11 protein-coding genes are annotated in these 12,324 nt (G+C 62.5%); 6 read left to right on the forward strand and 5 right to left on the reverse strand.

Annotation, left to right across the window (positions count from 1 at the left end; all coding sequences use genetic code 11):
* Positions 1–197 precede the first annotated feature (197 nt).
* Positions 198–2,090: an ABC transporter ATP-binding protein/permease gene (locus EN874_RS03380; protein WP_168247348.1), complete on the reverse strand. Its 1,893-nt coding sequence runs from the start codon at positions 2,088–2,090 to the stop codon at positions 198–200.
* A gap of 765 nt (positions 2,091–2,855) precedes the next feature.
* On the opposite strand from EN874_RS03380, the gene EN874_RS03385 reads away from it, so the two are divergent.
* Entirely contained in the window at positions 2,856–3,203 is a 348-nt protein-coding gene (locus EN874_RS03385) for a hypothetical protein (RefSeq protein ID WP_245513428.1), read from the forward strand.
* 2 nt (positions 3,204–3,205) lie between these two features.
* Here EN874_RS03385 and EN874_RS03390 read toward each other — a convergent pair whose 3' ends face one another.
* Positions 3,206–3,886: a DsbA family protein gene (locus tag EN874_RS03390; protein WP_127424052.1), complete on the reverse strand. Its 681-nt coding sequence runs from the start codon at positions 3,884–3,886 to the stop codon at positions 3,206–3,208.
* A 39-nt stretch (positions 3,887–3,925) separates the two neighbouring features.
* Complete coding sequence (locus EN874_RS03395) at positions 3,926–5,746, reverse strand: extracellular solute-binding protein (protein WP_127424053.1); 1,821 nt, start codon at positions 5,744–5,746, stop codon at positions 3,926–3,928.
* 287 nt (positions 5,747–6,033) lie between these two features.
* On the opposite strand from EN874_RS03395, the gene EN874_RS03400 reads away from it, so the two are divergent.
* Positions 6,034–6,663 carry an invasion associated locus B family protein gene (locus tag EN874_RS03400; protein WP_124997412.1) on the forward strand — a complete coding sequence of 210 codons (630 nt, stop codon included), beginning with the start codon at positions 6,034–6,036 and terminating at the stop codon, positions 6,661–6,663.
* Positions 6,664–6,738: 75 nt separating this feature from the next.
* On the opposite strand, the gene hspQ is transcribed toward EN874_RS03400, so the two are convergent.
* Both hspQ and EN874_RS03410 read right to left on the reverse strand, forming a co-directional pair.
* Positions 6,739–7,062, reverse strand: coding sequence for a heat shock protein HspQ (gene hspQ, locus EN874_RS03405; RefSeq protein WP_168247349.1), 324 nt, complete (start codon positions 7,060–7,062; stop codon positions 6,739–6,741).
* 332 nt (positions 7,063–7,394) lie between these two features.
* Positions 7,395–8,606 (reverse strand): UbiH/UbiF family hydroxylase, encoded by a 1,212-nt coding sequence (locus EN874_RS03410; RefSeq protein WP_127424054.1) that lies wholly within the window; start codon positions 8,604–8,606, stop codon positions 7,395–7,397.
* A 98-nt stretch (positions 8,607–8,704) separates the two neighbouring features.
* Between EN874_RS03410 and EN874_RS03415 the strand changes: the two genes are divergently transcribed.
* From EN874_RS03415 to EN874_RS03430, 4 genes are all read left to right on the forward strand, one after another.
* The gene (locus EN874_RS03415) at positions 8,705–9,595 is read left to right on the forward strand and encodes a DUF2182 domain-containing protein (protein WP_127424055.1); all 891 of its coding nucleotides are present in this window, start codon (positions 8,705–8,707) and stop codon (positions 9,593–9,595) included.
* Between the two features lie 12 nt (positions 9,596–9,607).
* The gene (locus EN874_RS03420; RefSeq protein ID WP_126089249.1) at positions 9,608–10,222 is read left to right on the forward strand and encodes a DUF1326 domain-containing protein; all 615 of its coding nucleotides are present in this window, start codon (positions 9,608–9,610) and stop codon (positions 10,220–10,222) included.
* Positions 10,219–11,037: a phosphatidylcholine synthase gene (gene pcsA / locus EN874_RS03425; RefSeq protein WP_127424056.1), complete on the forward strand. Its 819-nt coding sequence runs from the start codon at positions 10,219–10,221 to the stop codon at positions 11,035–11,037. Before EN874_RS03420 ends, pcsA begins: the two co-directional genes overlap by 4 nt.
* Before the next feature lie 102 nt (positions 11,038–11,139).
* The gene (locus tag EN874_RS03430; RefSeq protein ID WP_127424057.1) at positions 11,140–12,117 is read left to right on the forward strand and encodes a quinone oxidoreductase; all 978 of its coding nucleotides are present in this window, start codon (positions 11,140–11,142) and stop codon (positions 12,115–12,117) included.
* Positions 12,118–12,324 lie beyond the last annotated feature (207 nt).

Consider the following 12,324-nt stretch of genomic DNA (forward strand, 5'->3'; position numbering starts at 1 on the left):
GCCAGGCATGGCGGGTTGACCTTTCTGCTCGCGGTTTCGAGACTGAATTCTGCGAGCGGGCGCAACATAGGAGCGCGTTTTGCCGAGTCAATCGCGGAGAGTGCGGAAAATGAGCGAAGAGACGCCGGCTCGCGAGACTGTGATCGAGGGCCGCCATCGCGACATCGTGGCGGCCGATCAAAGGCTTGGTATGACTGCTATTTCTGCTTCAGCCGCCGGAAGCGCAGCCACTTATCCTCGGCCGGCCGCGGCGGCTGGGCCAGGATGGTGGTAAGCTCGCGCGGCAGGGCGGGGGCCAGCGGCTTCTTGATCGCGACGCCGTCGGCGATCGCCACGACGCTGTGGTAGAATTCTTCGCCGGAGAGCGACCGCGGCGGCACGGCCTCGTGCATCACGCTGATTACCGTCACGTCGGGACAACTGGCCTTGATCGCTTCGTGGAAGGCGATCTTGCCGTCGGGATCGAGCGCGCCGGTCGCCTCGTCGAGGAACAATAGTCCGGGCTGCTGCAGGATGATGCGGGCGACCACCAGCTTCTGCTTCTGGCCGCCGGACAGGACCTGATCCCAAATCTTGCCCTCGCGGCTCTCATCGGTCAGATGCCCGATGAATTCGCCGAGGCCGGCTTTGTGGAGCGCCGCCGCCACCTGCATGTCGGCGTGATCGTTCTCCGAGCCCGGCAGGCAGACCAATTGCTTCAGCGACACCTGCTGCAGCTTGACCTCCTGGGCGGCGTAGAAGCTCGTCACTCCTTCCGGGAAGACGATTGTGCCGCGGCCATAGGGCCACAGGCCGTTGATCGCCTTGATCAGCGAGGTCTTGCCGCAGCCGGACTCGCCTTTGAGAAATGTCCATTCGCCGCGACGGAAGCGCAGGTTGGCGGCGCTGAGGAAGGGCGTCGCGTCCTCGCCCTGATGCGCCAGCTCGAGCTTCTGGATGGTCAGGCCGAAGACAGGATTTTGCGCGGCGTAGCTGAAGTCCGAGCGACCGGTCTGGCGATAGAATTCCTGCGGCTGCTGGACGTTCTCGATGGCGTTGGCGAGCTCGGTCACGCGCTGGCTGTTGGCCCGGAGCGTCGCGATCGCCGGCATGACATGGATAAACCACGAACACTGGCTGATCAGCTGGGCGACCATTTCGGAGCCGGTGATGTAACCTTTGAGGTCGAAGCCGTTGTGGATGAACGGCACGAGACCGGGTCCATAGGCGACGATACGGGCGCCGATGAAGTTATAGATCAGCTCGAATGAAGTGTAGCTTGTGTTGACGACGTTCAGCCTTCCCCAGGTCTTGTCGATGTCGACATAAAGCTTGTCGTGCATCGACTTCTGCACATCCTCGCCATGCGAAGCGGCGACGTGGAAGCTGCGGCGCAGGAAGGTGGTCAATTCGCCGCGATAGCTGCCCTCGGCCTGCTGCATGCGTATGTTCAGACGTTCAAGCAGCCCGCCGAGTTTGACCGCGATCCAGGTATTGAGCGGCACATAGGTGGCGACCGCCAGGAAGGCCAGTACTGCGCTGCCATAGCTGCCAAGAAACTCCAGCCCTTTGACCTCCACCGAGGCTCCGATGAGGTTTTCGCCGACGAAATAGAGCGAGGTCGCCACACCCAGAACGCCCATGGCGAGACCGATCGCGCCGCCGGTCATGTCCTTGATCGATTCCTGGATGCGCTGGTCGATGTTGTCAGGGGCGACGATGCCGCCGGCCACCGAGCCATGCTGGGCATGGAAATGGGTATGGTTGCCGTCGAGCAGCGCCCGGTTGAACTGGCTGTTCAGCCAGCCGCGCCATTTGCGGTGCAACGTCGTCGAAACGAGGTTGCGCACGCCGGTGAAGCCGGCGTCCTTGAGCACGACCAGCAGCACCAATATGCCGGCATCAGTCAGGAGCGACTGCAACGGATTGGTGTTGGCGGCATCGTGGAAGAAGGCGATCGAATTGACCAGTTCGCCCGATGCCATGGCAAACCACACGCCGGCCTTGCTGGAGAGCGCTGTCAGCAGCGCGATGACGAGGGTGAGGGTCCAGGCTTCCTTCCAGCGGTCGGAGAACCAGTAGGCCCGCATCAGCCCCCAGAAAGTACGCATCGACGATACCGGCGTCAGGGGCGAGGACTTTGCTGCCTCGCCGAATGTTTGCTCCGGTACTGTACGTCGCGGTCTGCCGACCCGAATCACGATCCCGCCCAAACCTTTCTTGTTTTGTTACACATGGTAACACCAATTGATCATTTTCCATTAATTTTCTGCCCTCGAATGTGAACACGGTTACCCGGCGTGGCGCGAGGGCAACAGAACCGCCTCGCCGGTCGGGTGCTCGTGGCGCGGATTCTATTTTTATTTCAGCTGGTTGGGGCAGGGACCCGCAGTCCGGTGCGGCTTTCCCTTGGGGAAAGTAAAAACACGGGTTTGTGAACGGAAATGACATGCCGGTCCGCCGTTTTAGCGACCGGATGGGAATGCACGGACCCAAAAGCGGCCGCTCCCAGTCTCGTTCGGGCACCCTGAATCACCTCTTCCAGCGCTGCGAAATTTCCGGAAATAGCTTTGGTGGCGAATCGTGTTTGTCGATTGCCGCGGTGCCGCTTAAGCGGACATTCCCGACCAGGGCGATGGGCCGGCGTTGACAATTTTGTCCCCCAGAGGTCGAATCTGCGCGGCTTCGCATCGAGGGGGATCAACGATGTCTATACGGATATTTTCGGCCGCGATGCTCGCGGTGTTCTCCTGGCTGCCGCAGGCACATGCCGGCAACCAGACCATTCCAGCCGACGCGGAAGGCCAGATCGAATTCAACATGCCATCCGGCAATATCGGCTGCATCTACACGCCGAAGGCCAGATCGAATTCAACATGCCATCCGGCAATATCGGCTGCATCTACACGCCGAAGGGCGGCACCAGCACCTACCAGCCGCAGGACGGCACCAGCACCTACCAGCCGCAGGACGGCGGACCGGAGCTTTCCTGTTCCCGTGTCGAGCCGAGCTACGTGACGGTGATCCTGGGGCCGAAAGGGCCGGCGACGCTTATCAAGAACCCCGGCGAGCAGGGCTGCTGCGGCGATGTGACCAAGCTCGGCTACGGCAACAGCTGGAGCAAGGGGTCATTCACTTGCCTGTCGTCGAAGAAAGGATTGACCTGCACGAGTAGCAGCGGCCACGGCTTCTTCGTCAGCAAGGCGAAGGTGACGGTGAAATAGTCTTAACCCGCGATTTCGAGCTCACCGCGCGCCTTGGCCTGGGCGACCTGGCGGATGGCGTCGGCAAGCGTGTCCGCGTCCTGCGCGCCCATCACGGCGTATTTGCCTTCGAGCAGGAAGCAGGGCACGCCGGTGATGCCCATGCGCGAGGCGGTGGCGATCTCGTTGCGCACGGCCTCGACATCGGCGTCGGTCGGCAGCAGCGTCTCGACCACCGAAGCGTCCATGCCGGCCTCGCCGGCCGCCTCGACCAACACGGCATGGTCGCCGAGATTGGCGCCTTCCTCGAAATTCAGCTGGAAGAGCCGTCGCACCAGCCGGTTCTGCACGTCCTCGCCGGCGGCGCCCGCCCAGCGGATGACGCGGTGCGCGTCCAGCGTGTTGGGCGCGACCTTGATGGCACCGAAGGCGAAATGGATGCCTTCCGCTTCGCCGAGCGGTTCGATGCGCGCATGGATCTGGCGGATGCGCTCCTCGCTGCCGAATTTGCCCAGCATGTATTCGCGGCGATCCATGCCGCCTTGCGGAATGGTCGGATCGAGCTGAAACGGCCGCCAGCGCACATGCACGTCGATATCGCCGGCAGCTGCGATCGCCGTGTCCAGCCGCTTCTGGCCGATGAAGCACCAGGGGCAGACCACATCGGACACCACATCGACAGTGATGGAGTTCTCGGCACTCATGCTCGTCTCCTGGTTGATCCGTGTCAGGGTGGGGTTTCGTCAGTTGGGCTTTCGCCACCATGTCGGCAGCTGATAGCCAAATATGGGGGTCTTTTGCGGATGTTCCAGATAGCTCCAGTAAGCGAGCCACTGCTGCGTATTGTATTGCATCGGCACGATGTAGTTGCCGGAGATGAGCAGCCGATCGAGAACGCGCACTGCGGCGACATAGTCTTCCTTGGCGCGGGCATTCAGCATCGCGTTGATCGCCGCGTCGATCGCGGGATCGGCCACGCCCGCCAGGTTGAATGAACCCTCCTGCTTGGCCGCGACAGATCCCCAACGCCCGACCTGCTCGCTGCCGGGCGACAGCGAATTGTTGAAGCCGCTCGTGCCGATGAGGACCTCGAAGTCGAACCGCTGCTTGCGCGACTGGATCTGATCTCCGTCGAGGCCGCGGATGGTGACGTCGATGCCGATCTTCTCCAGCGTGCGCTGATAAAGGGCTGCAAGCCGCTCCTCGTCCTGCGACGAAGTCAGGATTTCGAAGCCGAAGGGATTGCCTTGAGGATCGAGCATTCTGCCGTCCTCCACGCGATAGCCGGCGCCTTTCAGGAGCTCGAAGGCTGCTCGCAACACCTTGCGGTCCTGGCCGGACCCGTCGGTGACCGGCGGCCGCCAGGTGCCGTCCATCACCTCGAGCGGCACGCGGCCGGGGTAGGGGGCAAGCAGCGCCTTCTCGCGATCGTCGGCAGGATGGCCGAGCGCGGAGAGATCGGAGTTCTGCCAGAAGCTCATGGTGCGGTTGAACTTGCCGGCGAACAGGTTCTTGTTCGCCCACTCGAAGTCGTAGAGCATGCCGAGCGCGCGCCGCACGAGCGGATTGGAAAACTTCGGCAGCCTGGTGTTGAACAGGAATCCCGTCACCACGGGCGGAATGCCCGTGTCGAAATATTCCTGCTTCACATCGCCCTTGCGGAAGGCCGGGAAGTCGATATCGCGGTCGCGCTTGACCGGATCGGTCTCGTCGTCGAGGGCGCAGATGCCTTTCTTGAAGGCTTCCGTCTTGGCGTTGGCGTTGAGGAAATACTCGATGGTGATCCGGTCGAAATTGTCGAAGCCGCGCTTCGAGGGGATGTCCTTGCCCCAGTAATCGGGATTGCGCTTGAAGACGATGCGCTGGCCGGGCTGCACCTTGTCTACCGTGTAGGGGCCGCTGCCGATCAGCGGCTTCAACGTGGTCTTGTCGAAAGTGTCCTTGTCGAAGGCGTGCTCGGGGATGATCGGCGTCAGCGCGATGATCAGCGGAAATTCGCGATTGGCCTTGTCGTTGAAGGTGAATTTCACGCTGTGGTCGCCGGTCTTCTCCAGCTTGGCGATCATGCTCATGCGGTCGCTGTAGGGAGGGCGGCCCCTGTCGGTGAAGACATCGTAGGTGAACAGCACGTCCTCCGGCGTCACCGGCTGGCCATCCGACCATTTGGCATTCGGATTGAGATGAAACTCGATGCTCTTGCGTTCCGGATCCATGTCGGCGCTGTCGGCGAGCAGGCCATAGAGGCTGAACGGCTCGTTGTAATTGCGCTGCATCAGCGGCTCGAAGACGAGGTTGCCGTAGACCGTGTCGATCATGCCGCGCGCGGTGGTGCGCAAGCTCTTCAGGATGAAAGGATTGAGATTGTCGAAACTGCCGACGACGCAATAGGTGACGTTGCCGCCCTTCGGCGCATCTGGATTGACGTAGTCGAAATGCTGATAGTCCGCAGGCAGCGCCGGTTCGCCCTGCATGGCGATGCCGTGCCTCGGTTCCGACAAAGCCGGAAGCAGCGAGAGGGCCAGAAACGAGGTCGCGGCGATCAGCCGAACGAGAACGCGGTCCATGACCGTCTCCTTGCCGGGCAGCTTGGTGATTCGACACGCACCCTAGAGCATTTCGCCCCCCGATTGAATCGGCGCGCGCCGGTGGAAACCGGGTTCAGCCGGTGCATCGCAAATCGAGCTTCGTTCAGCGAGGAGAAACCCGGAAGAAATCCCGGAAACCGGGCTGGATTCGGCGTCGCTGGCAGTGTAACACGCGCTCCGAAGTCATGCTGTTGCCTCATTTGGGCAACAGGTAGCGGGACCACACGGCAGCAAGAAGCCGGTCCCCGGGATCATTTGAGAGGAAAGTGCACCATATGACGAGCAACGCGTATCGCCTTTCGGTGCTGGCCGCAGGCGTGGTCGGCGTCCTGGGCGCCGGGCTTTTCACCGCTTCGGCACAGCAGCAGCCGCAGATTCCGCAGGGTTGGTTCAAGGCCTGCACCAAGCAGGAAGACGTTGACATCTGCAACGTGCAGAACATCGTCACCGCCGGCAATGGCCAGCTCGTCACCGGCGTCAGCCTGATCGAGCTGAAGGGCAAGGTGAACCGCAAGGTGTTCCAGGTCACGGTGCCGACCGGTCGCCTCGTTCCTCCGGGCATCGGCCTGCAGATCGATGCCGGCAAGGCGCAGAAGCTCGACTATGTTATCTGCTTCCCGGATCGCTGCGTGGCCGAAGTGCCGCTGACCGACCAGCTTGTCGCGTCCTTCAAGAAGGGCCAGCAGATCACGCTCACCTCGGTCAATTTCCAGAACCAGCCGAACCCGATCAAGGTTGCGCTGACCGGCTTCAGCGGCGCCTATGACGGCCCGCCGCTGCAGCAGTCGGACATCGAGGACCGGCAGAAGAAGCTGCAGGACTTCGTCGCCAAGAACAATCAGGACTTCGCCAAGAAGCTCAAGGAAGAGCAGGACAAGGCGAAGACCGCCAACTGATCGCCGGAGCGGTTTCTCCAGCATGAAAGAAGCGGGGCAATCGCCCCGCTTTTTTGTTGCCTGCTGTTCAGCCTTTCAGTGCTTCGAGTGGCGCTTCGGCTCGTAACGCCCGTCGGGCAGCTTGTCGAACATCTCGCCGATCTGCGGATGCCGCACCGGCTCGCCCGACCGGTCCTCAAGCAGGTTCTGCTCGGACACGTAGGCGATGTACTCGGTCTCGGAGTTCTCGGCGAGGAGGTGATAGAAAGGCTGGTCCTTGCGCGGACGCATTTCCGCGGGAATGGCTTCGTACCATTCCTCGGTGTTGGCGAATTGCGGATCGACGTCGAAGATCACGCCACGGAAGGGAAACAGCCGGTGGCGAACCACTTGTCCGATCGCGAATTTGGCCGTTTTCATCGCACTCACCATCTACAGCGCCGCGCGTCCTTTTTGACGCGCAAAGGACGCTGTAGCGCTTTGCTTTTGCACATGATCCTTTTTGAAAATCGATTCCGATTTTCGCGGTCATGCACTCGACCCGAGGCGCCGTCAGCGGCTTGCGCGCACGGCGCCTAAGGTCTTGAATTTACACGTCACGCAGCCAAAAATCGACCCCGACTTTCGACTTGGTACCATTGGCGCAGACGTTGCCCCAATTCAAATGCCGCAACGCCGCCTTATGGCCAAACTACGGACCGGCGAATGCAATGGTTTCGCGACCGGAAAGCGCGAAGTCCACATTTGTCGCCTTAGCGCGCGGCCTGTTTCCTGAAGCCACCGGCGAGCGCCCGAAAACCGCTGCCGGGCCGCAGGCCTTCTCGCATGAAGAAGGCGCGCAGCGGCGCGAAGCTGCCCAGCACGTTGAGGCCGGCGCTGCGCGCCAGTTGCGCCGGCAACATGTCGGACAGCAGCGACATGTTGAGCAGGTTCACCGCACTGCTGCGCGCCAGGATATCGGGACGGCGCCTTGTGTCATAGGCTGCGAGGCACAGCCTTGAGCCCGGGTCGTCGCGGTTTTCGCTGGCGATTCCAATCAGATCGTCGATGTCCCTGATACCAAGGTTGAGGCCCTGCGCGCCGATCGGCGGGAAGACATGGGCGGCTTCGCCGACGAGCGCCACACGGTTTTGTGCGAAACGGCCGGGCGAGGCGGCGGACAGCGGATAGACCTGGCGGCCGGGCTCGACCGAAACGCGGCCGAGTATCGATTGCATCTGCTCCTCGACCCTGACGGATAAGGTGGCATCGTCGAGTGCTGCGAGTTCCTTTGCCGTCTCCGGCTTTACCACCCAGACCAGGCTGGAGCGCTTGCCCGGCAGCGGCACCTGGGTGAACGGCCCGGTCTCGGTGTGGAATTCGGTCGAGATGAAGCCGTGCTCGCTGCGATGGCTGAAATTGAGAACGAGCGCCGACTGAGGGTAGGGCCGCGCGGAGGCCTTGATGCCGGCGGCTTCGCGCGCCAGCGACAGGCGTCCGTCGGCGGCGACAGCCAGCGACGCGGAGGCCTCGCTGCCGTCAGCCAGTATGGCGTGCGCCTGGTCGGCCTCGAGCCGCCACGTCTCGACCATCGACTTTCGCCACTCGATGCCGGCGTGCGCGGCAACGGCCTTGGCCAACGCCCGGATCAGGATATTGTTCGGCAGATTGAGGCCGAACTGCTCCTCGCCGATCTCGCTGGCGCGGAAGGTGACGGTCGGGCTGCGGATCAGCCGGCGCGTCGCATCGACAATGCGCATCACCTTCAACGGCGCCGAATGCGGCCTGAGCCCATCCAGCACGCCGAGCCGCTCGAGGACTTTCAGCGAAGGATTCATGAGGGCAGTGGTGCGGCCGTCGCTAGTCGTGACCTCAGGACCTGCCAGCGTCACGGCAAAACCCGCCTCGGCGAAGCCGAGCGCCGCGATCAGGCCGGCCGGACCGCTGCCGGCAACCAATATGCGGGCTTTGTCGTTCTGCTGCACGCAGGCTTCCACGTTGATGGGGCGGCCATCGGCCTCTATGCGATATAGGGCAGATCGGCGGGCTTGATCAACGCGGCGATTCGGCCCATTCGATTGCCATGACCGGCCAGGAGCACGATTTCAGCAATCTCGACCGCGCCGGCCGCGTCGCGGCGGGGCTCGCGCGGAGCCCGCGCCTTGCCGTGACGCTCATCATCGGCGCAGGCATCGTGCTGGCCTGGTTCATCCTTGCCGCCATGGCCATCCGCGGCGCCGAAAGCCGCCTCGCCGGCGGCACCCCTGGCGACGCGCTGCTGAAGGATCTGCCGCGACTGCCGCTGCCGGATTTTTTCGATCGCCTTTTCGCCTTGTGCCTTGCGCCGGCTCCGCTTGCGGGCTCGGCAGGCGCGCAGATGTGGGCGTTCGTGCTGATGTGGTTCCTGATGGCGGTGGCGGCGATGCTGCCTTCGGCGGTGCCGATGATCCGCACTTATTGCGAGATTGCGGACACCGCCCGGATCAAGGGCGAGCCCGTTGTCCACCCTCTTGTTTTGGTGGCGGGATATCTCGCGACCTGGCTGGGTGCGTCTGTAGCGTTCGCCGCGCTGACGCTCGGGGTTCATGGCTTTGCGTCGGGGCAGGTGCTCGATCCGGTCGTCGGGCTTGCCGGGGCAGCCGCGCTTACGATGGCCGGTCTCTATCAATTCAGCGGCTTGAAGCAGGCGTGCCTGAAGAAATGCCGGAACCCGTTCTCGATCCTGTTCGCCAACTGGAGCGCGAAACCGGGGCGCATCCTTCGCCTGGGGATGGACCAGGGCGTCTGGTGCCTCGGCTGCTGCTGGGCGCTGATGCTGGTGATGTTCGCCGTCGGCGCGATGAATGTCTTCTGGATGGCGCTGATCGGCCTGTTCACCCTGATCGAAAAACAGACCGCCGGCAGGGTGGCCAGCCGGGTTGCCGGTGCGATACTGCTTGTGTGGGCCGGCGCCCTGCTATTAGTTTCGGCGTAAGGGGAGAATTCGATGACGGATCAAAGCTGGGCGATGAAGGGAGAGCTGGTGCTCTCCTGCAATTGCACGGTTTTCTGCCCCTGCGTTCTGTCGCTCGGCAGCCACCCGCCGACCGAGGGTTATTGCCAGACCTGGGCCGGATTCCGCATCGACGCCGGCCATTTCGGCGAGGTCGACCTCTCCGGTCTCAATCTCGGGCTGATCATGGAAATCCCTGGCTATATGAGCCGCGGCAACTGGACCGCCGGCCTGTTCATCGACAAGCGCGCTTCGGTCTATGCGGTGAAGGCGCTGACCAAGATCTTCACCGGCAAGGCCGGCGGCACGACGTCGCTGCTGTCGATCCTGGTCGGCAAATTCCTCGGCGTCGAGCAGGTGCCGATAAGCTATGAGACGCGTGACAGGACGCGCGTCTTCCAGATACCGAAGATCATCGACGGCGCGGTGACGCCGATACCCGGCAAGGACCGCGAGAAGGATACGGTGATCACCAATTCCGAATACTGGATCGCGCCGGAAATCATCGTGGCGAAGTCGGACAAGAGCAAGATGCGCGCCTTCGGCCGCAACTGGAATTTCGCCGGCCGCTCGGCCGAGATCTGCAAGCTGGATTGGCGGGGCCCGTGAGCAAGAACACAGCGGCCCGGAAAGCGGCCAAGAAAATCGCCGAGCGAATTCCGCGGCCGAAGAAGAAAGTGACATGGCCGCAGGCGCGCGCCTTTTCGGTGCACCTGCTCACCGCGTCCGGTTCGTTCCTCGCCTTCCTGTCCCTGGTCGCGGCCAGCGAGGAGCGCTGGACGGCGATGTTCTGGTGGCTGGGGCTGGCGCTTTTCGTCGACGGCATCGACGGCCCGATCGCGCGAAAACTGGAGGTCAAGGAAATCCTGCCGACATGGTCTGGCGAATTGCTCGACAACATCATCGACTATGTGACCTATGTGCTCATCCCGGCCTTCGCGCTCTACCAGCGCGGTTTGATGGGCGAGCGGCTGTCGTTCCTGTCGGCGGCCATCATCGTGGTGTCGAGCGCGATCTATTATGCCGACACCGGCATGAAGACGAAGGAGAACTTCTTCAAGGGGTTCCCGGTCGTCTGGAACATGGTGGTGTTCACGCTCTTTGTCATCGAGCCGGGGCAGTGGGTTTCGTTCGCCGTGGTGGTGGTCGCCGGCGTCCTTACCTTCGTACCTATCAACTTCATCCATCCCGTGCGCGTGGTCCGGCTCAGGCCGATCAATCTCGGCATGACGCTTTTGTGGTGCGCCTTCGGCGCGCTTGCGCTGGCGCAGGCGGCACTTGCCGCCTTTTACGACAAGATCGGAGTTCTGAGCGAGCAGGTCAGCATCTTCACCAAGGCCGGTATCACGGTCACTGGCCTCTATCTCGCCTGCATCGGGGGTATCATGCAGATGTTTCCCAATCTTGGCGGCAAGAAATCCTGACCTAACTTTTTGTTGGTGCATGATCTTTTCCGAAATCCGGTTCTCACCTTTCAGGATCATGCTCCAGATCCTGCTTCTGCCCTTTCCCGAGAGAGTTGAGCGATGTCCAAGGCAATCCGCATTCACGCCCATGGCGGCCCCGAAGTCCTGGCCTATGAAGATGCCGATCCCGGCCAGCCGAGCGCCGGGCAGATCCTGATCAGGCACACTGCGATCGGTCTCAACTTCATCGACGTCTATCACCGCTCGGGTCTCTATCCGCCACCCGGCGGGTTCCCGCTTATCCCGGGCGGCGAGGCGGCCGGCATGGTGCTGGCCGTCGGCGCCGAAGTCGACTGGCTGAAGCCCGGCGACCGCATCGCCTACGCCGTCAATGTCGGCGCCTATTCCGAGGAACGTGTGATTGCCGCCGACCGCGTGGTGAAGGTGCCTGACGGCATCAGCGACGAGCAGGCGGCGGCGATGATGCTGAAGGGCATGACGGCGGAATATCTGCTGCGCCGCACTTATCATGTGAAGGCAGGCGACACGATCCTCTACCACGCCGCCGCCGGCGGTGTCGGTCTCATCCTCGGCCAATGGGCAAAGCATCTCGGCGCGACCGTGATCGGCACGGCGAGCTCCGCTGACAAGATCGAACTCGCCAAGGCGCATGGTTTCGACCATGTCATCAATTACAAGGAGCAGGATTTCGTCGCTGGCGTCGCCGCCTTCACCGGCGGCCGGAAATGCGACGTCGTCTATGATTCCGTCGGCAACGACACCTTTCCCGCCTCGCTCGATTGCCTGAGGCCGCTCGGCATGTTCGTCAGCTTCGGCCAATCGTCCGGGCCGATCCCGCCTTTCTCGATGTCGCTTCTGGCCCAGAAAGGCTCGCTCTACGCAACCCGGCCGACGATCTTCGTCTACAACGCCAAGCGCGAGGATCTGGTGGCGTCGGCCGGGGCGCTCTTCGACGTGGTGCTGAGCGGCGCCGTCGAGATCAAGATCAACCAGCGCTATGCGCTCAAGGACGCGGCAAAGGCGCAATCCGATCTTGAAGGCCGCAAGACGACCGGCACGACCGTCCTCATTCCCTGAGCCGGCTGCCTCGTTCTTCTGCGCCATGCCATGGATCAGTGCACGGTTTGCCCGAAAGGCCCGCCGGTTTTTCGCAAGCTCCCAATAGGTGTATCTTACCCCTTGAGTTTCCGCTGGAATTCTTGAAGCTCTTTCAAGTCGGGTGGCGCTTTCCGACCAAAGCCGGCCGCGCATACGATACCAGCGGGAACACAGAACATATCCGGG

The organism is Mesorhizobium sp. M1D.F.Ca.ET.231.01.1.1 (assembly GCF_003999155.2).
Lineage (GTDB): Bacteria > Pseudomonadota > Alphaproteobacteria > Rhizobiales > Rhizobiaceae > Mesorhizobium.

Bases quoted from the DNA above. Each gene is read 5' to 3' on its own strand.
- EN874_RS03430 (WP_127424057.1), top strand. From the start codon at position 11,140: ATGTCCAAGGCAATCCGCATTCACGCCCATGGCGGCCCCGAAGTCCTG.
- hspQ (WP_168247349.1), bottom strand. From the start codon at position 7,062: ATGAAAACGGCCAAATTCGCGATCGGACAAGTGGTTCGCCACCGGCTG.
- EN874_RS03395 (WP_127424053.1), bottom strand. From the start codon at position 5,746: ATGGACCGCGTTCTCGTTCGGCTGATCGCCGCGACCTCGTTTCTGGCC.
- EN874_RS03390 (WP_127424052.1), bottom strand. From the start codon at position 3,886: ATGAGTGCCGAGAACTCCATCACTGTCGATGTGGTGTCCGATGTGGTC.
- EN874_RS03380 (WP_168247348.1), bottom strand. From the start codon at position 2,090: ATGCGTACTTTCTGGGGGCTGATGCGGGCCTACTGGTTCTCCGACCGC.
- EN874_RS03385 (WP_245513428.1), top strand. From the start codon at position 2,856: ATGCCATCCGGCAATATCGGCTGCATCTACACGCCGAAGGGCGGCACC.
- EN874_RS03420 (WP_126089249.1), top strand. From the start codon at position 9,608: ATGACGGATCAAAGCTGGGCGATGAAGGGAGAGCTGGTGCTCTCCTGC.
- EN874_RS03415 (WP_127424055.1), top strand. From the start codon at position 8,705: ATGACCGGCCAGGAGCACGATTTCAGCAATCTCGACCGCGCCGGCCGC.